At 65.1% G+C, this 21,263-nt stretch carries 17 protein-coding genes; 5 read left to right on the top strand and 12 right to left on the bottom strand.

Annotation, left to right across the window (positions count from 1 at the left end; genetic code table 11):
- Positions 1-28: 28 nt before the first annotated feature.
- Positions 29-1,369 (bottom strand): L-fuconate dehydratase, encoded by a 1,341-nt coding sequence (locus QFZ29_RS00425; protein WP_306892269.1) that lies wholly within the window; start codon positions 1,367-1,369, stop codon positions 29-31.
- Positions 1,366-2,355: an aldo/keto reductase gene (locus tag QFZ29_RS00420; RefSeq protein ID WP_306892268.1), complete on the bottom strand. Its 990-nt coding sequence runs from the start codon at positions 2,353-2,355 to the stop codon at positions 1,366-1,368. Before QFZ29_RS00420 ends, QFZ29_RS00425 begins: the two co-directional genes overlap by 4 nt.
- Positions 2,356-2,485: 130 nt before the next feature.
- Between QFZ29_RS00420 and QFZ29_RS00415 the strand changes: the two genes are divergently transcribed.
- From QFZ29_RS00415 to QFZ29_RS00405, 3 genes are read left to right on the top strand one after another with little or no spacing between them, the layout of a single operon-like run.
- Entirely contained in the window at positions 2,486-3,517 is a 1,032-nt protein-coding gene (locus tag QFZ29_RS00415) for a zinc-dependent alcohol dehydrogenase (protein WP_306892267.1), read from the top strand.
- Entirely contained in the window at positions 3,514-4,269 is a 756-nt protein-coding gene (locus tag QFZ29_RS00410) for an SDR family oxidoreductase (RefSeq protein ID WP_306892266.1), read from the top strand. Before QFZ29_RS00415 ends, QFZ29_RS00410 begins: the two co-directional genes overlap by 4 nt.
- Complete coding sequence (locus QFZ29_RS00405; protein WP_306892265.1) at positions 4,266-5,126, top strand: amidohydrolase family protein; 861 nt, start codon at positions 4,266-4,268, stop codon at positions 5,124-5,126. Before QFZ29_RS00410 ends, QFZ29_RS00405 begins: the two co-directional genes overlap by 4 nt.
- Before the next feature lie 10 nt (positions 5,127-5,136).
- Here the strand turns inward: QFZ29_RS00405 and QFZ29_RS00400 are convergent, their stop codons facing one another.
- The 4 genes from QFZ29_RS00400 to QFZ29_RS00385 form a co-directional block, all read right to left on the bottom strand.
- Positions 5,137-6,756, bottom strand: a complete 1,620-nt coding sequence (locus QFZ29_RS00400) for a GH39 family glycosyl hydrolase (RefSeq protein WP_306892264.1) — start codon at positions 6,754-6,756, stop codon at positions 5,137-5,139.
- A 23-nt stretch (positions 6,757-6,779) separates the two neighbouring features.
- On the bottom strand, positions 6,780-7,697 hold the full coding sequence (locus tag QFZ29_RS00395; protein WP_306892263.1) for a carbohydrate ABC transporter permease: 918 nt from the start codon (positions 7,695-7,697) through the stop codon (positions 6,780-6,782).
- The gene (locus tag QFZ29_RS00390; protein WP_306892262.1) at positions 7,697-8,665 is read right to left on the bottom strand and encodes a carbohydrate ABC transporter permease; all 969 of its coding nucleotides are present in this window, start codon (positions 8,663-8,665) and stop codon (positions 7,697-7,699) included. The genes QFZ29_RS00395 and QFZ29_RS00390 overlap by 1 nt, the downstream gene beginning before the upstream one ends.
- 65 nt (positions 8,666-8,730) lie before the next feature.
- Positions 8,731-10,005 carry an ABC transporter substrate-binding protein gene (locus QFZ29_RS00385; protein ID WP_306892261.1) on the bottom strand — a complete coding sequence of 425 codons (1,275 nt, stop codon included), beginning with the start codon at positions 10,003-10,005 and terminating at the stop codon, positions 8,731-8,733.
- A 260-nt stretch (positions 10,006-10,265) separates the two neighbouring features.
- Here QFZ29_RS00385 and QFZ29_RS00380 point away from each other — a divergent pair, with 260 nt between their 5' ends.
- Positions 10,266-11,267: a LacI family DNA-binding transcriptional regulator gene (locus QFZ29_RS00380; RefSeq protein WP_306892260.1), complete on the top strand. Its 1,002-nt coding sequence runs from the start codon at positions 10,266-10,268 to the stop codon at positions 11,265-11,267.
- Positions 11,268-11,955: 688 nt separating this feature from the next.
- Here QFZ29_RS00380 and QFZ29_RS00375 read toward each other — a convergent pair.
- Entirely contained in the window at positions 11,956-12,255 is a 300-nt protein-coding gene (locus QFZ29_RS00375) for a hypothetical protein (protein ID WP_306892259.1), read from the bottom strand.
- Between the two features lie 96 nt (positions 12,256-12,351).
- On the opposite strand from QFZ29_RS00375, the gene QFZ29_RS00370 reads away from it, so the two are divergent.
- Positions 12,352-12,627, top strand: a complete 276-nt coding sequence (locus QFZ29_RS00370) for an alpha/beta fold hydrolase (protein ID WP_306892258.1) — start codon at positions 12,352-12,354, stop codon at positions 12,625-12,627.
- Between the two features lie 298 nt (positions 12,628-12,925).
- Here QFZ29_RS00370 and QFZ29_RS00365 read toward each other — a convergent pair whose 3' ends face one another.
- The 5 genes from QFZ29_RS00365 to QFZ29_RS00345 form a co-directional block, all read right to left on the bottom strand.
- Positions 12,926-16,156, bottom strand: a complete 3,231-nt coding sequence (locus tag QFZ29_RS00365; RefSeq protein ID WP_306892257.1) for a family 49 glycosyl hydrolase — start codon at positions 16,154-16,156, stop codon at positions 12,926-12,928.
- Between the two features lie 104 nt (positions 16,157-16,260).
- On the bottom strand, positions 16,261-17,991 hold the full coding sequence (locus tag QFZ29_RS00360; RefSeq protein ID WP_306892256.1) for a glycoside hydrolase family 13 protein: 1,731 nt from the start codon (positions 17,989-17,991) through the stop codon (positions 16,261-16,263).
- Entirely contained in the window at positions 17,988-18,899 is a 912-nt protein-coding gene (locus QFZ29_RS00355) for a carbohydrate ABC transporter permease (protein WP_306892255.1), read from the bottom strand. Before QFZ29_RS00355 ends, QFZ29_RS00360 begins: the two co-directional genes overlap by 4 nt.
- Entirely contained in the window at positions 18,896-19,834 is a 939-nt protein-coding gene (locus tag QFZ29_RS00350; RefSeq protein WP_306892254.1) for a carbohydrate ABC transporter permease, read from the bottom strand. Before QFZ29_RS00350 ends, QFZ29_RS00355 begins: the two co-directional genes overlap by 4 nt.
- 65 nt (positions 19,835-19,899) lie before the next feature.
- Positions 19,900-21,084, bottom strand: a complete 1,185-nt coding sequence (locus QFZ29_RS00345) for an ABC transporter substrate-binding protein (RefSeq protein ID WP_306892253.1) — start codon at positions 21,082-21,084, stop codon at positions 19,900-19,902.
- Positions 21,085-21,263: the final 179 nt, after the last annotated feature.

The following is a 21,263-nucleotide window of genomic DNA, read 5'->3' as shown; positions in this document are numbered from 1 at the left end:
GTGGTCACTTCGCGGTTCGAGCGACACATCAGTGAACGGATGCCTCGAGGGCCAGGCCCTCGATCGCGGCACTCGAAACCCAGTGACTGCCGTTCGGGAATGAGTACTCCCGAACGGACTCCTCGAACATCTCGGCGCTGTAGCCAGGGGCGTTGGGAAGCACGTAGTTCCCGTTGCGGATGATGCACGGGTCGACGAAATGCTCGTGGAGGTGGTCGACGTACTCGGTGACGCGGTTCTCGAGAGTCCCGGAGATCGCCACGTAGTCGAAGATCGAAAGGTGCTGAACCAGCTCGCACAGCCCTACCCCGCCGGCATGAGGACACACGGGAACGCCGAACTTCTTGGCCATGAGATAGACGGCCAAGATCTCATTGATGCTGGCCAGGCGCGCCGAGTCCAACTGGCAGTAGTCGATGGCTTCGGCTTGGAACATCTGTTTGAACAACACCCTGTTCATGCCGTGTTCTCCTGTGGCCACGCCGATCGGGGCCACAGCCTTGCGAATTGCCGCGTGGCCGAGAACATCGTCTGGGCTCGTGGGTTCCTCGATCCACATCGGCTTGAACTCGGCGAGGCGCCCGATCCACTCGATGGCCTCCGGGACGTCCCACACCTGGTTGGCATCGATCATCAGGGCGGCGTCCCACCCGATCACTTCCCGCGCGATGCGGAGTCTCCTGACATCGTCATCGATGTCGGCGCCCACCTTCAGTTTCACGTGACGGTAGCCTTCGTCGACGGCTTCTTGAAGCAGGCGACGGAGCTTGTCGTCGCTGTACCCGAGCCACCCTGCGCTCGTGGTGTAGCACGGATAGCCGCCGCGCAATTCGAGCTCGGCGATTCTGCGCTTGCGGGTGGGCTCCATCTCGGCGAGCATCTCGAGCGCCTCATCACGCGTCAGGGCGTCGGAGAGATATCGAAGGTCGGCGACATCCACGAGTTCTTCCGGGGTCATGTCAGCCAGCAAGCGCCACAGTGGCTTCCCGGCTCGCCGGGCGGCGAGGTCCCAGACCGCGTTCATGACGGCCGCCAGCGCGAGGTGGACGACGCCCTTCTCAGGTCCGAGCCACCGCAGTTGCGAGTCCGACGCGAGCTCCCGGTAGGTTCCGCCCAGGTCGCCGACGACATCCCTCACGCGCCGGCCGATCAGGGGAATGCCTCGCTGCCGAGCCGCTTCGACGCACAAGTCGTTGCCGCGCCCGATCGTGAACGTGAAGCCGTAGCCCGACAGGCCGGGCTCGTCGGTCTCGATGACGACATACGCTGCCGAGTAGTCGCCGTCCTTGTTCATCGCATCGGAACCGTCCATGGTGAGCGATGTCGGGAAGCGGACATCGTGAACCCGGATTGCGGTGATGGAAGTCATGCGGAAATGCCTGTCTGTGTCAATGAGGGAACGAGTCCGAGCTCGGTGAGATCTGTCCAGAGCTCGTCGGGAATGGGGGCGGCGTACCTCTGCACGTTGCTCGCCACCTGCGCTGAGGTCCGGCTCCCGACGACGATCGATACGACGGCGGGATGTCGCAATGGGAACTGCACCGCAGCCTCCGGCAGCGCAACTCCGTGCGATTCGCAGATGTCCGCGATCGCGTTCGCCCGCCGGATCGCCGATTCCGGGGCCGCACCGTAGTCGTATCGGGCATTCAACGACGGCCGGGGCTGGCTCAGGAGACCAGAGTTGTAGACAGCGGCCGCGACGACGCCGACGTTCCGCTCGATCGCAAGAGGCATGAGGTCGGTGAGTGCCCCCTGTTCGAGCAGGGTGAATCTATTGGCCACCATGACCAGGTCGACGTCGCACTGCTCCACGAACTGAGTCAGCATCGCGGACTGATTCATGCCGACACCCACTGCACCGATCGCGCCCTGATCCCGAAGCTCGATGAGTGCATCCATGGCGGACGTCGATGCGGCAGCCCAGTGCGCATCCGGGTCGTGGAGGTAGACGACGTCGAGCCTGTCGGTATTCAGCCGTTCCAGACTGGCCTCGATCGAGCGGAGGACACCGTCTCGGCTGAAGTCCCACTGCCGCTTCACCTCCGCCGGGACGACGAACCCCTCGCCATCCAGCTGCCCGCTCGTCTCAGGACTCGGCACGAGAAGACGGCCCACCTTCGTCGACAGCACGTACTCGTCGCGTGGCCGGGTTGCCAGGGCCGCTCCGAGGCGACGTTCAGACAGGCCGAGGCCGTAGTGCGGCGCGGTGTCGAAATAGCGAACTCCCTGCTCCCATGCGGAATCGATCGCGGCCGCGGACTCCTCGTCTGTGGTCTCACGGTAGAGATTGCCGAGCTGCGACGCGCCGAATCCCAGCTCGGTGAGCGACAGACCCTTATGAACGCGGCTTCGCATCGCACCCTCTGCGACAAATCATGAGATCAATTCCCCACGTGCTTCTTGGGACCCGGAAAGAGTAGTGAAGTTCACTGGCTGCGGGTCTACGATAAGACTACTATTCATCATATCTATCTGGGAGAGCACCATGCGCACCGTGGCGTACATCGGCGACCGCCGACTGCAGGTGGGCGACGTCGAGTCGCGGCAGCCGGGTCGAGGCGAAGTGAGAATTCGCGTCGCCTATGTCGGTCTCTGCGGCACCGACCTGCACATCATCCACGGGAGCATGGATGCCCGCGTGGACACGCCGCTCGTCTTCGGGCACGAGATGAGCGGCACGATCGACGCGGTGGGCGACGACGTCGACGGCTGGAACGTCGGCGAGAAGGTCACCGTGATGCCGCTCGACTGGGATGGCACCTGCCCCGCCTGCCTCGCCGGCAACGAGCACATCTGCCAGAACCTCGACTTCATCGGCATCGACTCGCCCGGTGCGCTGCAGCAGTTGTGGAACGTACCCGCGCACACCCTCGTGCGCATGCCCGACGGCATTCCGCTCGACGCCGCCGCCCTCGTCGAGCCGGTGGCGGTCGCGGTCCACGACGTTCGCCGCTCGGAGCTCGTCGCCGACCAGAAGGCGGTCGTCATCGGCGGAGGCCCGATCGGCGTGCTCATCGCCGTCGTGGCACGTCATTTCGGGGCCGAGGTGGCGGTCATCGAGCTCGACCCAGCCCGCCGCGCGCAAGTCGAGGGCCTCGGATTCCGTACGCTCGACCCCCGATCGACCGATCAGGTCTCATGGGTCGAGGAATGGACCGGCGGCGCGGGAGCCGACGTCGTCTTCGAGGTGTCCGGTGCCGCCGCCGCCGTTCTCGGCGCACCGCACCTCGCGAAGGTGCGCGGCACGATCGTCGTGGTCGCCATCCACCCGACTCCGCGCGAAGTCGACCTGCAGCGCGTGTTCTGGCGCGAGCTCCGGCTGCTCGGCGCGCGGGTCTACCAGCGAACGGACTTCGAGACCGCCGTCGACCTCATCGGCGACGGCGTCATCCCGACCGACCTCATGATCAGCCGCATCGTATCCATGGAAGACACGCAGGCCGCCTTCGCCGACGTCGAGAACGGCAGGGCGATGAAGATCCTCGTCGATGTCGGCACTGAGGGAGAGGCAGCGTGAGCGCGTTCGACCTCTCCGGGCGGCTCGCGGTCGTCACCGGCGCGAACCGCGGCATCGGCCTGGGCATGGCCACCGCACTGGCGAAGGCGGGCGCTGACATCATCGGCGTGAGCGCCACCATCCCGTCATCGGGCAGCGCAGTCGAAGACGCCGTCACGGCGCTCGGGCGGAGCTTCGAGAGCCGAGCGGTCGACTTCGCGGATCGCGACGCCGTCATGGCTCTCGGCGACGAGTTGGCGACGCGCTCGCCCGACATCCTCGTGAACAACGCCGGCACCATCGAGCGCGCCCCCGCGGCGGAGCATCCGCTCGAGTTCTGGGACCGCGTCATCGAGATCGACCTGTCCAGCCAGTTCGTCCTCACCCAGCGTGTGGCACGGCCGATGCTGGAGCGCGGCTCGGGCAAGGTGATCTTCACGGCGAGCCTCCTGAGCTTCCAAGGCGGCATCAACGTGCCGGGCTATGCTGCGGCGAAGTCCGGCATCGCCGGGCTCACGAAGGCGCTCGCGAACGAGTGGGCGGCCCGAGGCATCCAGGTCAATGCGATCGCGCCGGGCTACATCGAGACCGACAACACGCAAGCGCTGCGCGACGACCCCACCCGGACCCGCTCGATTCTGGAGCGTATCCCGGCGGCCCGCTGGGGTCGACCCGACGACCTCGGGGGCGCCACGGTGTTCCTCGCATCCGCGGCATCCGACTACGTCTCGGGAGTCGTGCTGCCGGTCGACGGCGGATGGCTCGGCCGATGACGCTCATCGACAGCCACGTGCACGTCTGGGATCCGCGACGACTCCCCTACGCCTGGCTCGCCGGGACCGAGCTCGACCGCCCGGTACTGCCCCAAGAGGTCGACCGTGCCGGTGGCACGACGACCGGCATGATCTTCGTGGAGGCCGGCGGTTCCGACCCGCTCGACGAGGCGCGATGGGTCGACGAGAGCGAGTGGCCCGAGCTCATCGCCATCGTCGCCGGCGCAGACCTGACGCTCGAGGCATCCGCGGTCTCCGACCACTTGAATGCACTTGCGGCACTCCCGCGCGTGGTCGGCGTGCGGCATCTGCTGCAGGACACTCCAGTCGAGGACTTCCCTTCGGTCGCCGAGGGGTTGCGTGTGGTCGAGGCTCACGGCGCGCGTTTCGACGCGTGCATCCGGCACGCGCAGTTGCCCGCGCTGATCGAGCTGCTGGCCGTCGCCCCGAACCTCACCGTGATCCTCGACCACCTGGGCAAGCCGCCCGTCGACGAAGGAATCGGCAGCACGGCAGGGCGTGCCTGGGCGCGCAACATCGAGTCGCTCGCCGAGCGCCCCGACACCTTCGTCAAGCTCTCCGGAATGACGGCGGAGTCCACCGACCCGGCTGCCTTCGCGCGCCACGCCGACGGCTGGATCGAGCACGCGCTCGCCGTCTTCGGGCCCGAGCGTGCCATGGTCGGCAGCGACTGGCCCGTCAGCGCCACCTTCGGCATCGGGGGAGCCTTCGAAGACTGGGTCGACCGTGTCCGGCGCGTCGTCGGCGACACCGACTGGCCCACGGTCTCGGCCGAAACGGCTCGGCGCGCCTACCTTCCCGGCGGCGGCTCGGCCCTGCGTCGAATGCCGTCATAGTCGAGTGCCGTCATAAGGGGACCACGGATGCCACGGCCCACGGCTGCAGGTCGAGGTCGATCTCCAGCACGCCTTCCGGCGAGACCGTCAGGGAGGACCGTTCGAGTCCGTCTGCGACCTCGCGCAGGTGGGCCGTCTGCGCGGGCGTCAGATTCTGGGGCGACCCGAGGCGATACCAGGCCTCGGCGACGTCGCCATGGTCGGGGTCGAGGATCTCGATGAGGAAGACGGCGCCCGGCTCGAGTCCCTCCACCGAGTGACGGATCCGGCGTGCCGGACCGCGCTGCCGCAGCTCGCGAGTCTCGGGGTAGGAGTCCCGTGATCCGACCGATGCCCGGCCCATGTCGGCGGGATAGTTGAAGAAGACGGCCGAGATCGCGGATGTCGCGCTGTCTCTCGTGATCACGCCCTCGGCGGTCGACAGCAGCAGGCGATCGCCCAGCCGTGCGAGCGCCAAGAAAGCGTGGAATGTCGGCTTGTGGATGCCCTGCTCGTTGACGATGCCGAATCCGCCGTGGAACGGCCCGATGCCCGCCCCGCCCTCCTCGAAGACGTCCGTGAAGGTCCAGTACGAGATGGATTGGGCCAGATCGGTGCACTGCAGGTACGCCCTCGTGATGTAGGTCGCCGCGAACACGGTGTCGTGAATGCTGTCCCTGCTCGACGGCGTCGTCGACCATTCCGTGATGTGGATCTCCGCCTTCGGATACGCACTCTCGGCCACGAGGCGCTCGAGAAGGGTCAGGTCATCGAGGGTGGCGTCCGCGTAGCGACTGATGAGCTTCGCATCGCCGCTCACGCCGAACGCGTAGTCGGTGGGGTACACATGCGTCGTGACGAAATCGACCGGCAGATTCCGCTCGGCGCACCAGGCGAGGAATTCCTCGATCCACACCGGGCGCCAGTCGAGGGCATCGACGTCCTCGGCGGCCGCGGTGGTGAATTGCGCCTCGCGGTCCTCGGTCTCTCCGTCGTAGCGTGCGTCCGGCACGAACACGCTCGTCGAGGGACCGCCGACGAGCAGCGACGAGTGGATCGCCTTGATCGCTCGTGCGGTCGCCTCGTACAGCTCGAAGTACTGCGTCTTCGTGCCCGTCCAGAAGTGGGGCACGAGGTTCGGCTCGTTCCACACCTCGAATCGCCAGTTCGCGACCTCGTCGAGTCCGTAGCGATCGATCCAGTGCTCGATCGTGACCGTGACGAGCTCGACCCAGCGACTCATGTCGTTCGGCGGGCTCGCGTGCGCGCCCCACCAGAACACCGTCTCGGTCTCGGTTGCGAGATCGCGAGGCATGAAGCCCAGCTCCACGAACGGGCGAGCGCCCTGCTCGAGGATGAAGTCGAAGACCTTGTCGACGTAGCTGAAGGTGTAGGTGGGCGCGCTCAACTCCCCGTCGGGGCCGAACCCGCTGCCGCCACGCGCCCGGTACACGAACATGTCGTCGTGGAAGAGGCCGTGGAATCGGACCGAGCGCATGCCGAGCTTCTCGACCGCCTCCGCGAAGTGCTGCTGCCAGTCCGCACGCAATGCCTCGTTTGCGCGGCCGGCGCCGACGCAGGCGTTCCAGACATGCGCGAGGTGGCGTTCCTCGGGGACCACGCCGTCGATGGTCGGGGTCCGGTTGTTCATGATGTCGGATGCCTGAGCGATCATCAGCCCTTGAACGCCCCGTCCATGATTCCTGCGACCATGCGTCGACCGACGAAGAAGAAGACGATCAGCAGTGGCAGCGTCGCCATGAACGACCCTCCCATGGTGAGCGCGAGGTCGATCGTGCGGTTCGCCTGGAGCTGCTTCAGCACGATCTGCACCGTGAACAGCTCCGGGGACTTCAGCACGATGAACGGCCACATGAAGTCGTTCCAGACCGCGGTGAACGTGATGAGCCCGAGGACGAACGCGGCCGGCCGCACGACCGGGAACGCGATCCGCCAGAAGATCTGCCACGAATTGCAGCCGTCGATCCGCGCCGCCTGCAGGAGCTCGTCGCTCACGGTCGACGACATGTGCTGGCGCATCCAGAAGATGCCGAAGGCGCTCGCCAGTCCTGGCACGATGATCGCCTGGAGCGTGTCGACCCAGTCGAGCCACGAGATGATCAGGTACTGGGGGATGACGCTCAGCTGTGCCGGCACGGTCATCGTGAGCAGCACGACGATGAACAGCGCCTCCCGCCCCCGGAAGCTCAGCTTCGCGAATGCGAACCCCGCCAACGCGCAGAGGATCGCAGAGACCACGGCGATCGTCAGCGAGACGATCACGCTGTTGACGAGCGATTGGAAGAACGGGACGGTGTCGAACACCTTCGTGGCGATATCCATGAAGTTGAAGCCGGGATACAGCCGTGGCGGGATCGACGTCACCGCCGACGCGCCCACCGACGCGATGACGAACATGTAGTAGAGCGGGAACACGCTCAGCAGCACGGCCACGACCAGCAGCACGTAGACGGGCCACGACACCTTGCCGATCCGCCCGCCGCTACTGCGCTTTGGATTTCGACGTATCGCCGGAGCGGCGAATGCCTCCTGCGGCGCCTGGGGAATCGCCTTGTCGATCACGTCGGCCATCAGCGCGCCCTCCGGGTCCGGGTGGAAAGGTAGAAGTTGATCAGGGAAACCACGACGACGATCACGAACAGCGCCACACCGATCGCCGAGCCGTATCCGAATTCGAACTGGCCGAAGCCCTGCTCATAGAGGAACAGGCTCAGCGTCTGGCACTGCCGACCCACCGCACCGCACGTCAGCCCCGACTCGGGCGCGATCAGGAGCGGCTCCGTGAAGATCTGCAGGCCGCCGATCGTCGACATGATGACCGTGAAGATGATGATCGGGCGCAGCGATGGGATCGTGAGATGGATGAACTGCTGCCAGCTCGTGGCCCCGTCAACGGATGCCGCCTCGTAGATCTCTCGCGGAATCGCTTGGAGCCCGGCGAGGTAGAGCAGCGTGTTGTAACCGAACCATCGCCAGATGACCATCGACGAGATCACGATCCACGATCCGATCTGCGACGACATGAAGTTGACCGGATCGATCCCGAAGATGTCCAGGACCCAGTTGATCAGACCGAAGTTCTTGTCGAAGATCTGACCGAACACGAGCGCCGTCGCGGCGACCGACGTGATGTACGGAACCAGCAGGGCCATTCGGAAGAAGTTCGCCCACTTCAGCCGGGCGTGGTTCAGCAGGTGTGCCAGCCCGAGCGCCAACAGCAGCTGCGGGACCGTGGAGATCACGAAGATCCAGAAGGTGTTGACGACGGCGTTCCAGAAGCGGGGATCCTGGAAGAGCCGCTCGAAGTTCGCGAAGCCGACGAACGTCTGCTCCCCGATGGGGTTCCAGTCGAACAGGGCGACGTAGAAGGTGAAGAGCAGCGGGAAGAGCCCGAAGACCACGAAGATCGCGAAGAACGGCGCGATGTAGAGGTAGGGCGCCAGTCGCTCTCCGAAGGAACTGCGGATGCGGGTCGCTTGCTGTTGGGGCTTCTTCGTGTTCCCCGTCTCGATGGTGATCATGGTGGCGGTCGCAGTCATGGTTCTCCTCTGTGAGGGTGGTGGCCCGCCGGGCGAGCGGCGGGCCACCACCGATCAGATGGCGATCAACCGCCGATGGCCGCCTTGGCGCTGTCGACGCCCGTCTGCCAGGCATCCGATGGCCGGACGTTCCCGGCCTCCATGTCGACGAGGGCGTTCAGCAGGGCCCCGCCGATGGCACCCGTGTCGGGCCCGTTGTAGAACGAGTTGAAGTTCAGCACGGCATCGCTGATGACCTTGCCGATGGCCGAGTCGCCGTAGAACGGATTGGTGTAGGCGACGACCTCTTCGCTCTCCAGCGCGTCCTTGGCGGCGGGGAAGGTGCCGGTCTCGGAGAAGTGGTCGGCCTGGCCCTCGGGCGAGAGCATCGTCTCGATGTACTGCCACGCTGCCTCAGGGTTCTCGGCGCGGGCGGGAATCGCGATCACGCTGCCGCCCCAGTTGCCCCCTACGCCCGGAATCGACGCGATGCGCCAGAGCCCAGCCGTATCGGGAGCATCGTTCTCGATGCCCGAGAGCATCCATGAGGGCGCGGTGGTCACCGCGAACGTGCCGTTCGCCTTCCCCGGCGCCCATCCGGAGGACCATGCCGCGATGCCGGCACTGATGCCGGCATCGTGTGTCCGCACGGCGACATCGAATGCCTCCTCGACCTCGGGGTTGGTGTCGAAGATCAGCTCACCGTCGGGCGAGTAGTACTTCTCCTTCACCTGATTCACGGTGGAGAAGAACACCGATGTCTCCACGTTGTCGACGAACGGCTGGCCTGTCGCCGCCGTGTACTTCTCCCCCATCGCGATGAAGTCGTCCCACGTGGACCACATCTGCGCGACCTCTTCGGGGTCGGTGGGGAGGCCCGCCGCCTCGAAGAGGTCGGCGCGGTACGCGAAGCTGAGCCCGCCCACGTCGGTGGGGATGCCGATCACGGAGCCGTCAGGCCCGGTCGCGGCGTCGATCACCCAGTCCAGGTACTCGCCTCCGACATCGTCACCCCCGAGCGTGCGGAGGTCGATGAAGTTGTCGGGGTTCTCGACGAACTTCGGAAGGTCGTCGTTCTGGATCATGACCAGGTCGGGCACCTTCCCGCCGGCCAGGGCGGCGGTGAGCGCGGTCGCCGTCTCGGTCGTGCTGCCGACCTCCGAGAGCTTGACCTTGGCATCGGGATTGATCTCGAGGTATCGGTCGACCGATTCCTGCTGACCGATGCCGGTGAACGACCAGAACTCGAATTCGGCGTTGGGATCGCCCGATGCGTCGGATCCGCCCGTGCTGCATCCGGAGATCGCCAGTGCCATGGCACCGAGTACTGCGACGGGAAGCGCCAGCTTGCGATAGTTCACAACTGCTCCTCTTCTTTGGGGAATATGACCGTGTGGAGGCTGCTTCGCCTCACCACAGAGAACGTTCTCTCGCGAAGCACACACTAACCACTGGCATCCGTTTCGGCAAGCATGATCTGCACGCATGCGAGAACACAGAGGCTGTATCAGGGCCGGAGGGCCCTACGGGTCAGCTGAACCCCGGCGCCGACCATCGGAGAGATCGATCCCTCACGAGCCGCCTGAGAGAACGATCTTTCAAGCTCAGTAGGATTGGACGCATGATCCGGCCCACCATCGTCGACGTGGCACGCGCCGCGGGCGTGTCGCGGGCCACCGCGGCGCGAGTCCTCGCCGGTGCCACGAATGTCGACCCCGCCATGACCGCCGCGGTCGAGCGGGAGGCGGAACGACTGGGCTATGAGACGAACTTCGCAGCCCGGGTTCTACGCGGCGGCCGGGCGGGTGCGATCGGTCTCGTCATCGCGTTCAACGAACTCGACAGCCTCCGCGGCACCTTCTTCACCTCGGTCCTCAAGGGCGCCGCGAAGGGACTCTCGGTCGGAGAAGTGCAGCCGGTGCTGTTGCCGGCCGACCACGAAGATCGAGAGCGGATCCCACGCTTCCTGCGAACGGGTGCCGTCGATGGGGCGATCGTGATCCTCCAGCACGAGATCACCCATATGGTCGAAGCCCTGGCGAATTCGCCGGTTCCCGTCGCGTGGGTCGGCCGGCCACGCGGGGACCTCGGATCCGATGCGATCGTCGTCGATTCCGACAACTACGGTGGTGGCGTCCTCGCCGCTCGAGCGCTGGTGGAAGCCGGCCGTCGCCGGCTCGGCATCATCGCGGGTCCGGCCGACATGGAGCCCGCGATCGACCGCACGCGCGGGTGGCAGGACGAACTGGCTCGCCACGACATCCCGACCACCGCCATGGTTCACGGAGACTTCACGATGGAGAGCGGCGCCGGGGCGATGGCGAGACTCATCCATCGGGCCCCCGCCCTCGACGGCGTCTTCGCCTCGTCCGACCTCATGGCCAGCGGTGCGATCCGGGTACTCCAGGCTGCAGGGCGCCAGGTGCCCGGCGACGTGTCGGTCGTCGGCTTCGACGACGTCCTCATCGCCCAGACATCCGACCCTCCGATCACCACCATCCGCCAGCCTCTCGAGGACATGGGGCGCGTCGCCGCCGAGACGCTGCTCGCGGTCATCAACGGCCATCCCACGGAGCGCAACCGGGTGCTGCCCACAGCGCTCATCCGACGGGAGTCGCTGTAGACGGGCGACGCCGGCGAGTCGTCAGGAGAGCGCGTCGACGTTGCGTGGGTAGGCGATCCAGCTCGTGCCAGGTCGAACATCAGATGTCAGGGATCACCCGAAGCAATACCGTTTGATGGTAGCGAGGGCGGGACTCGAACCCGCGACACCACGGAGTGGTTCAGCTCGTTTCACGGGAACGCCCCGTGCTGTTCAATCTCGGCTGATCTGGATCTGACCAGGAATTCCTTGTCGAGCTTGTTGCTGTCGAGTTCAATGCTAACCCGACGGCTCGACTGATCTCGGCCGGTCTGGGAGCGATAAACGTTGAATAAACGTGCGCGGATCGAATGTCATCGGCGTGCACCAATCCGCGGCCCCCTCGATCCACAGGCAGTCCTCTCCCGCCTGCTCGAACTCGTACACGACCCGGGTACCGCCGGGCACCCGTTCCAGCACCCATCTGCCGGTCTCATGAGGGCCGGGTACTTCCCACTCCATGTCGACCCGGTGCTCGAGGATCGCCGTGTAGCGGAAGGTGTCCCTGAGGCCGCGGGCCACGAGTTCGTACGAATGGTTCTCGAGGGCCGTCGCCGGGCCGAGATGCTCGTGAACGCCGGATTTCAGTCGGACAGTTGGAGCGGCCTCCGCAGGAGGCCCCGGACTTCTGCGGCGTCCGCGCGCACCAAGCGTGTCGCGCGCTCGATGATCACGAGGTCACCGCCGATCGGCTGCCCGTCGCGGCGAGTTCGTCGTTCGCCCGGATCCGATTGTAGACCGCGACACCCGACGGCTCCCCGGCGCTCAGACGCCGCAGAAGTTCGATCGCGGCGCCTGCGTCGATTCCCCCGCTCGCCGCATCGATGGCAGCGTAGAGGCGCTCCTCCACCGATCGCACCGCCAGCTCCCGGTCGCGGCCTGCCGGGGTCAGGGTGAGTTCAACGCGACGACGGTCGTCGAGCGCGCTGACGCGGGTGACGAGCCCGGCTTCAACGAGCCGGTCGACCAATCGGCTGGGATTGGTTCACCGGTCGGTCAGCTGGTCTGGATCGCCGAGCGCTTCGCGCAGTGGACGGACCCTCGTTCGCAGATCAGTGACGAACGAATGCTCACCGACATCTCGCTGTACTGGCTGACCGCCACCGCGTCGTCCTCGGCGCGTCTGGCCCGCGAGGCTCCGCGGCGAACCGAGCCATGCCCGGTACCGGTCGGCGTGGCGGTATTCGCGCACGACATCACGCAGTCGGTGCGACCGCTGGCCGAGCGGCTATACGACATCAGGCACTGGTCGGAGTTCGAACGCGGCGGCCACTTCGCCGCGATGGAGGTGCCGGAGCTCCTCGCAGAGGACGTCCGGGACTTCTTCCTGAACATCAAGTAACGACTGCCGGGTCGCCTCTCGCTAGGAGCCCTGCTGGCCGCGGTTGGCCGCGAAGCTCCGGCTCGCCGCAGGTGATTGAGGAATCTCGACCAGCTTCGCGATCAGCCCGATCCCGAGCATCGCCGCGGTCCTCATGCCGAGCTGTCATCAAGATCGCTTCAGCGCTGGAGTGACGAGCGTGATCGCCGACGACGAGCGGGACGCCGACCACGATGAATGCCCACGCGTCCGACAGCGGCAAAATTCAACCCCGGGTTGGGTCGGCGGCCGCGCACTCCTCACGCGGCCGCCGACCGCCCTACCGGCGAGCCGGCGGGTGGCCTGAGCCGGCGTACGGCACCTCGTATGTGCGTTCAGTTCCGTCCGGCGCGGTGGCTATCACCGTGACGGTGAACGCTGGGAGTCGACGCAAGCGCGTATTGATCGTGTAGTTCGTGCTCGTACCGGCGTCGATGTCCCCGAGATAAGTGACTCCGTATGGGGTTTCTGCCTCGAGGGCGACCGGGGTCTCGCCGTCGTTCTCCGCCGTGATCGTGAGCACTTCTGATCCGCGGACCTTGTTGCTGGTCACGCTGAAGGACACGTCGATCACGGTCTCGGCGGCGTCCAGGGTGACGTAGGGCACCACGACAGGGCCTTGGGTCCAGTCCATGACCGCCGACTGCGGGGCGTCGCCCGAGATGATGTCGATGGCGTTCGAATCGGCGGTGTCGGTGTCCTTGGTCTCGCCGAGGTCGGTCCAGTCGCCGGCGCCGCCACCGGGGCGGTATTGGCCGACGAAACTCGGGCATCCATCGCCTTGCCAGCAGGCGGCGCTGTAGACGGGTCGGACGTTGCCGACGCCTTCGCCGTCTTCGGCATCGCTGTACATCGAAACCTGGTAGCCGGCCTGCCGCAGATCGATCCCTGAGAGGGCGCTGGCGGGAACCGAGCTGATGATCTTCCCGGAGGGGATCACCTGCAGTTGCGCGTCTGCGGCGCGAGTGAGGTCGGCGGTGTAGACGCCGCTGGCGAATCTCGAGTTGTCGTATCGGCCGTCGGCGACGATCGCGTACGACCAGGGGCCTTCGGCGGCGGTGTTCGTGCCGGGCAGGAGGGGGCTGGTGGTGCGTGCGCTTCGGTCGCTGAGGTAGATGTTGACTCGCTGGGTGCTCATGCCGTTTCCGCCCCAGGGGTTGTTGATGACGCCGGCGGTGGACGTGAGGAAGCGGATCGTGTCGTCGTCGCGGTAGACCTCGAGGCCGGTGAGGTCGAGGCTGCCTGAGTTGAACGCGCCATCGCTCGGGTAGACGTAGCTTCCCGGCCCGTTGTCGTCCCCTTCTGGATCCGAAACGGCGCCGATCTCCGTGCCGAAGGCGTAGAGGGTTCTGCGTTCGACGGCCATCACTCCGCTCGACGCGGTCGCGGTGACGACGATTCGGTTGGAGATCGCCGGGAGCGTGACCGGCGTGTCGAAACGGCCATCGACGACGGTGACGGTCGTTTTGACGCCGTTCACGGACACGGTCACGGTCGGCGCATCGGTGGTCCCGGTCACGTGGATCTCGCGCGCGGTGGAGGTCGAGCCGTCGGTCAGGTTCTCCAGTTGCAGGGTGGGCGCCTGCCCGGTGGGCTGGTCATCGCTCCAGGCGTTCCAACTGTCCCAGGCGTCGCCATCGAAGCTCAGCCGGCCCAGTTCGTCGGACGCCCAGTTGTCGCCGGCTTTGAGAATTGGCGTACCGCCGATTCTGTAGTTGTGCAGGGAGAGGCCGTTTCCGTCGGCGATCTCATTCCCGATGGTGACCTTGGTGCCTGCCGGATCGGTGTAGCGCTTGAGGAGACTCGCCTGAGCGTCGATGTCGAGCTCGTTCCATGCGTCGATTTCGAGGCCGTCGATGTCGATGTTCTCGGTGTCTGAAAGGGCGAAGACCCGGATGGCGCAGTTCGTCATCCCTTCGACCCTGGTATCGACGAAGTGCATGTTCTTCACCGTCGTGTTCGGGTCGGCGCGGTCGATCGCGCCCATGTCTTCCCAGTGCGATGAGGAGTTGAAGATGCAGGTGTTGTACTTGACGTCCTTCCAGTACATGCGGTTGTGGATGATGTCCGTGTTGGTGACGTTCACGCCGTCGATGTTGCGCGGGGTCCATCCCCACTGGATGACGGGCCCGTTCTCGTTCTTCCAGATGACGGTGTTCTCGATGGTGACGTCACTGTGGTACATCTTCAGCACGTCGTCGTTGGCGTGGAAGAACGTGTTCTTCATTTGGCTGCCGGAGTACAGCTCGATGCCGTCGGTCTGCCAATACCAGCTGCCGACCTGCTTGTAGTTCTCCACGTTCATGTGAAAACGCTCGACGCCCACCTCCGCCGCGCCTTCATGGGCGTAGACGACGAAGGAGTGGTAAGGCGGCTCGTTGATCGTGACGCCCTGCATGTCGAGGGTCTGCTCCGCATCAGAGGACTCGAACTGCAGCATCTTCACGCAGGTCACATGGCAGTTGTCGTTGACGTTGTGCTGGTATCCATTGGTGGTGTCCGCCTCGTAGACGTACTGCTCACCCGAGAGCACACCAAACCCGGTGACCTTGTAGTTGGTCTGCGTGTCGTGGAAGAACCGGAATGCACCCTTGACGTACGCGCCGGGCGCCAGATAGACCCACTTCACGTTCGCGGGGAGCACGGCGTGATGGTCAGACTCCATGTAGTAGGTCCCCGGACCGAAGGAGATAATGTCCTCGGTCACGGCGCCGAGGTCGTTCACCAGCCCGGGTTCAGGGGCGTAGATCGACCCCGACTCCGGAGTTGGGATGAGACGCTCGGCATCCGCTCCCGTCGGCTTCGGCTCGGCGAAGATCATCATGGAGTTCTGGGGTTCCGTGTGGATCGCACGGTTGCCGTCGGCCTCCGTGGTCAGCTCTCCGCTTGCACCAGCCATGGTGTTGTATACGGTGATCAGCTGCGGATCGAACTCCACGGAGAATCGGTAGCCGTCGGGGCTGTAGGGCACTTTCACGCGCACCGTCGATGCATCGACGAGCACTTTCTCGAATTCGAGGTCGGTCGGGCGGATCGTGACCTGATCGACCGAGGTCATCTCCTGCCCGGTCTTGAGTGTGACGTCGACCCAGACGTCCGCGGAGTATTCGAAGCTCGACCAGCTCATGGTGAGACCTGCGGATGAGGAGAATTCCGCGCCGTCTTCTTCGGTGTAGCCGACTTTGCCCTTTCCGCCTCGCGGGATGCTCATGTAGCTGAACGAGTCGTAGCGTGCATCGGGGTCGGCCGTGGTTGCGACCTTGACGTCGTAGAAGGCCGAGCGCCGAACCTCATCGTCGGCGACAGGGGTAGAGGTATTCGCAACGGCGTTCTCATGCCACCAAGTGGTCAGTTCATGACTGCTGGCGGTCGCGATCGTGCTCCCGGGCGCGTTTGGCGCGATGTCGTCCTCTGCATTGGCGGGAAGGACTGCTCCCGCGGTGGCGACCAGCGTGGCCGCCGTTGCGATGGTGATGGTTCTGGCCAGTTGTCGCAGCCCTGTTCTGGGCATCGTGGCTCCTCTCGTTCGTGAGGGTGGTCCCCTCGAGACGACCCATGGGGGTCGTACACTCCGTTGTGTCGATGCCAGCAGCGTCGGCCTTGGCTGGCTGCCGCTTAGCCGTGAGTCCGCTTGAGGACGACCACCTCCCAGGGCAGCATCAGCAGCGGGAGTCGGTGGTCACCGACGTTGTTCGCCAGAATCGTCTCGGCGCTAGCCCAGGCACCGACCAACGCGCCATCCACCGGTGCGTGCTCGTTCGAGCAGTTCGCGATCACCATGAGTGCGGTGCTCTCGTTCGTTCGGGTGTATGCAAACAGCCGCGGGTCATCCGGCAGCTGCAGCTCGAAGGTTCCATCGATCAGGACCGGCTCGGTGTGCCGCAATTCGATGAGAAGGCGGTACCAGGCGTAGACCGATCGAGTCTCGGCTCGCTGGGCCGCGGCGTTGATCTCGGCGTGGTTGGGATTGACGGGGATCCACGGCGCACCGCTGGTGAACCCACCGTTCGGCTCAGCGCTCCACTGCATCGGGGTTCGTGCATTGTCGCGTCCGCCGCGGACGATGCCGGCAAGAATGTCGGCTGCTTGTGCCCCGTCGCTGGCGACTGTCGCCTCTCGGTAGTAGTTCAAGGTCTCGAGATCCCGGAACTGGTCGATGGAGGTGAAAGGCATGTTCGTCATGCCGATCTCTTCGCCTTGGTAGATATACGGCGTGCCGCGCATCAGGTGCAGCACCGTCGCCAAGGCCGTCGCCGACTCATACCAGTGCTCGGTGTCGTTGCCGAACCGCGAAACGACACGGGGCTGGTCGTGGTTGTTCCAGTAGAGACTGTTCCAGCCGACCTCGGCGAGTTCACGCTGCCACCGTGCGAAGGACTGCTTCAGCTCCACGAGTCGGAGTGGCTTCGGGGTGAATTTCCCGCCGGGCCCGTGGTCGAGACCGACGTGCTCGAAATGGAAGACCATGTTGAGCTCATGACGTGCGGGGTCGGTATACAGGCGTGCCTTCTCTGGTGTGGCGTCGATCATCTCGCCAACGGTCATCAGATCGGCCTCGCGCCCGGCGAACACCTCGCGGTTCATTTCTTGGAGGTAGTCGTGGATGCGGGGGCCCGAGCCGTAGAAGTCGATGCCGTTGCCGTAACGGGCACCGTCGTTGATCTGGGCATCGGGCAGCTCGGGGTGCTTCGAGATGAAGCTGATGACGTCCATCCGGAACCCGTCGATGCCGCGATCGAGCCACCAATTCATCATCTGGTAGATGGCGGCACGGACTTCGGCGTTGTCCCAGTTGAGGTCGGGTTGCTTTTTTCCGAACAGGTGAAGGTAGTACTGCCCGGTGACCTCGTCGAGAGTCCAGGTCGGGCCGGAGAAGAACGAAGCCCAGTTGTTGGGTTCGGCGCCGTCGCGAGGATCTCGCCAGATATACCAGTCCCGTTTGGGGTTCTCGCGACTGGACGCCGATTGCCGGAACCAGTCGTGCTCGTCGGAGGTGTGATTCACGACGAGATCCATGACGAGTTTCATGCCGCGCGCGTGCAGTGCGGCGATGAGCTCGTCGAGATCCTCGAGGGTGCCGAAGTCGGGGTCGACGGCGTAGTAGTCGCTGATGTCGTATCCGTTGTCATCGTGGGGTGATGCGTAAACGGGTGACAGCCAGACGACATCGATTCCGAGGTCCTCCAGGTGATCGAGGTGTTCGATGATGCCGCGGATGTCTCCGATGCCATCACCGTTCGAGTCGGCGAAGCTGCGGGGGTAGACCTGGTAGACGACGGCTGCCTTCCACCATTCGTCGGCCGCTCGAAGGCTCTGGTGGCGGGTCGCGGGCTGCAGGATGGTCATTTGATGGCTCCGAGGTTCACGCCGCGCATGAGCGTGCGTTGGAAGATGAGGAAGAAGACGATGGCGGGCAGGATGCCGGCCAGCGAGGCGGCGGCGAGGGCCGTCGGGTCGCTCGTGTACTGGCCGCTGAGCGCACCGAGCGCGACGGAGACGGTCTGGTTGTCGGCGGAGGGCAGTAGCACGAGCGGCAGGAAGAAGTCGTTCCACGTCCAGATGAAGAAGAACGTGACGAGCACGGCGAGCGTCGGCCGGGTGAGGGGGAACACGATCAGTCGGAGCGTTTGGAAGCGGGTTGCACCGTCGATTCTTGCTGCTTCGAGGACCTCTGCCGGGAAAGCGCCGAGCACCGAGGAGAGCATGTAGGTGCCGAACGCGGACTGCAGCACCGCGAGGATGACGATCACGCCGGCAAGGGTGTCGTAGAGGTAGAGGTCACGCGTGAGCACGAACAGCGGATAGACCAGCGCTTCTTGCGGGATCGTGAACGCCACCATGAACACGGCGAGGATCCACACGCGGCCGCGAATGCGTCCGATGCCGATCGCGAACGCACTGAACAGGCTCAGTGCGGCGGCGAGGATCGCCACGCTGCCACTCACGATCACGCTGTTCAACAGCTTCTGGTTGAAATCGACGCCGTTCCAGAAGTTGACGAGTGCGGAGAAATCGAGCTGGGTGGGGATTGAGATCGGGCCGTCGGCGATGTAGTCCGCAGGCGGTTTGAATGCGTTGACGATCGCCACCCAGAACGGGAAGAGCATCAGGAGTGATGCGACCAGGAGCACTGCGAGGACCGCCCAGCCGCTGATGCCGCGGTGTGCCCGTGCGCTGCGACGACGGCCGCTCGGGGCTGGGCGGATGGGCTCTGCGGAGCTCGCTGCTTCGCGTACCAGGGTGTCCGCGGTCATTTCTCGAATCCTTCGGTGTTGCGGGTCTGATAGCGCAGGAGGACGACGGCGATGACGGTCACCAGGACTGCCAGGACTGTCGCGATCGCCGCTCCGTAGCCGACCCGGTTGGTGGTGAAGAAGTTGGTGAACGAGAAATACGCCGGGACGATCGTTGCGGTGCCGGGGCCGCCCCCGGTGAGCACGAAGATCGGGGCGAACACTTTCAATGCGGCGACGGAGGTGGTGATCACGACCACGGCGATCTCGGGTCGCAGTTGGTTCAGGGTGATCGCACGGAAGCGCTGGAACCATCCGGCGCCGTCGAGCTCCGCGGCTTCATGGAGTGCTGGGTCGACGCGGGAAAGTCCGGCCATGAAGATGACGACGGTGTAGCCGATCTGCAGCCAGATCAGGACGTTCATGACGGCGTAGATGGCGAAGTCGGAGTCGCCGAGCCAGTTCTGCGCAAGGTCACCCAACCCGACGCCCCGGAGGATCGTGTTGATGATGCCGTACTGAGGCTGGTACATCCAGCTCCAGAGCACGCCTGCCACTGCGATCGGGAGGATCTGGGGAAGGTAGAACGTGGCGCGGAGGAAGCTCGCGATCCGAGTGCCGAACCGGGGTGAGATGTAGTCGAAGAGGACCGCGGCGATGAATACGCCGAATGCGGTGGGGATGATCGCCATCGCGACGATGAATGCGGCGCTGTGTAGGAACGACGCCCAGAAGGTCTGGTCGACGAAGAGCCGGGTGTAGTTGTCCAGTCCGATGAACTGCGGTGTGCCGACGCCGCTCCAGCGGGTGAGGCTGTACCAGATGTTCATCGCGAAGGGCAGCAGGACGATGGCGATGAAGCCTGCGGCCCCGGGGACGATGTACCAGTAATACCCGGCGGGGCGTTCCCTGCGGACGCGTCGTGCGGCGGCGGGTTCAATACTGAGTTGGGTCATTGCGTTCTCTCGTGGTCGCGGGGTGGCGGCGCGATGCCGCGGGCCGCCACCCCGCGGGTTGTGGATCAGAACCCGGCGTCGGCCTTGCCCTGGTCGTAGGCGGTCTTGATGTTCTCGACGGCCTGGGTGGGGGTGGTGTTGGCCTGGACGAGGTCCGTGACGTTCTGCACGAGGATGTCGTTCAGTCCGGCGACGGGCCAATCCGGGTACCAGGCGAGGCCGCCCTCGGTGCTCTCCAAGAGTTCGTTGAATCGGGTGATGGTGAGCTGGCCGATGTCGGTGGTCACCCCGTCTGTGTCCGCGGCGACCGGGACGCCGCCGAGGTCGCCGAGCTCGTTCTGCACCTCGGCGCGCATCGTGGTTTCGATGAAGTCGTATGCCAGGTCCTTGTTCTTCGCCTTCTCGGGCACGACCCAGAGGTTGCCGCCCGATCCCGGGTGCAGGTCGTTGGCGGGGAAGAGGAACTGGTCGTAGGTGAAGTCGGTGATGTCGGTGACAAAGCTGCCGGCCCACCAAGTGCCCGAGTAGAACAGTGGGTACTGTCCGGCGACGAAGGCGTTGCCCGCGTCTTGTGCCGGGATGCCGGTCGAGTCGGGTGAAATGTATCCCTTTGCGACCCAGTCGGCCATGCGGGTCGCTGCGTCTTCCCACGCTTGCCAGTCCACATCACCTGTGAACTGCTGGTATGCGGAGAGTGACTCGTCGTTCATCTCGGCGAGTGCGAGCGTGTACAGCAGGTGCGGGCCGGGGTAGTCGGCTGAACCGAGCGCGAGTGGGGTGATGCCGTTGTCGACGAAGGTCTGCATCACCGACTCGAGCTCATCGAGTGTGGTCGGCGCATCGAGGCCGTGCTCTGCGAATGCGTCGGCGTTGTACCAGACGGAGACATATTCGCCGTAGTTGGTCACGCCGTAGCGCTTGCCCGAGCCCATCAGTCCGTTCTCGTAGAGCCCGACGTCTTGGGCGGTGTTGTCGAGGTCCCATCCGCGCTCTTCGGCGACATCGGTGAGGTCGGTGAGGAGGCCCGCGTTCGAGACGACGCCCGCGGTGGCGTTGCCCTTCAAGTATTCGAGGACGTCCGGTGCCTCGTTCGAGTCGAGAATGAGTTGGCCTGACTGCTGCATCTGTTCATAGGTCTTGAGCTCGAACTCGACGGTGACGCCGGGGTGCTCCTCTTCGAAGATCTCGATCGCGGTACTCCAGGCGGTCGAGAGGGCGCTGTCGTCGTTCTCCCACCACCAGACCTTCAAGGTCTGATCGTCGGATTCTCCGCCGGTGGCGCATCCGGCAAAGCTGAGAGTGGCGGCGGCGGCAAGGGCCGCTGTGGCGAGAAGCCGGCGCCGCGCTGTGCTGTGATTGCGTGCTGACACATGAACTCCATTGGTCGAATCGGCCACCCGGGTCGGGGCTGGGATTATGTTTACTTCAG

It is taken from the genome of Agromyces albus (assembly GCF_030815405.1).
Taxonomy (GTDB): domain Bacteria; phylum Actinomycetota; class Actinomycetes; order Actinomycetales; family Microbacteriaceae; genus Agromyces; species Agromyces albus_A.
This window is presented reverse-complemented; position numbering and strand designations above follow the sequence as displayed.

Coding starts and splice junctions, on each gene's coding strand:
- QFZ29_RS00390 (WP_306892262.1), bottom strand. CDS start 8,665: ATGACTGCGACCGCCACCATGATCACCATCGAGACGGGGAACACGAAG.
- QFZ29_RS00400 (WP_306892264.1), bottom strand. CDS start 6,756: ATGAACAACCGGACCCCGACCATCGACGGCGTGGTCCCCGAGGAACGC.
- QFZ29_RS00415 (WP_306892267.1), top strand. CDS start 2,486: ATGCGCACCGTGGCGTACATCGGCGACCGCCGACTGCAGGTGGGCGAC.
- QFZ29_RS00380 (WP_306892260.1), top strand. CDS start 10,266: ATGATCCGGCCCACCATCGTCGACGTGGCACGCGCCGCGGGCGTGTCG.
- QFZ29_RS00395 (WP_306892263.1), bottom strand. CDS start 7,697: ATGGCCGACGTGATCGACAAGGCGATTCCCCAGGCGCCGCAGGAGGCA.
- QFZ29_RS00355 (WP_306892255.1), bottom strand. CDS start 18,899: ATGACCGCGGACACCCTGGTACGCGAAGCAGCGAGCTCCGCAGAGCCC.
- QFZ29_RS00360 (WP_306892256.1), bottom strand. CDS start 17,991: ATGACCATCCTGCAGCCCGCGACCCGCCACCAGAGCCTTCGAGCGGCC.
- QFZ29_RS00350 (WP_306892254.1), bottom strand. CDS start 19,834: ATGACCCAACTCAGTATTGAACCCGCCGCCGCACGACGCGTCCGCAGG.
- QFZ29_RS00370 (WP_306892258.1), top strand. CDS start 12,352: ATGCTCACCGACATCTCGCTGTACTGGCTGACCGCCACCGCGTCGTCC.
- QFZ29_RS00365 (WP_306892257.1), bottom strand. CDS start 16,156: ATGCCCAGAACAGGGCTGCGACAACTGGCCAGAACCATCACCATCGCA.
- QFZ29_RS00425 (WP_306892269.1), bottom strand. CDS start 1,369: ATGACTTCCATCACCGCAATCCGGGTTCACGATGTCCGCTTCCCGACA.
- QFZ29_RS00420 (WP_306892268.1), bottom strand. CDS start 2,355: ATGCGAAGCCGCGTTCATAAGGGTCTGTCGCTCACCGAGCTGGGATTC.
- QFZ29_RS00405 (WP_306892265.1), top strand. CDS start 4,266: ATGACGCTCATCGACAGCCACGTGCACGTCTGGGATCCGCGACGACTC.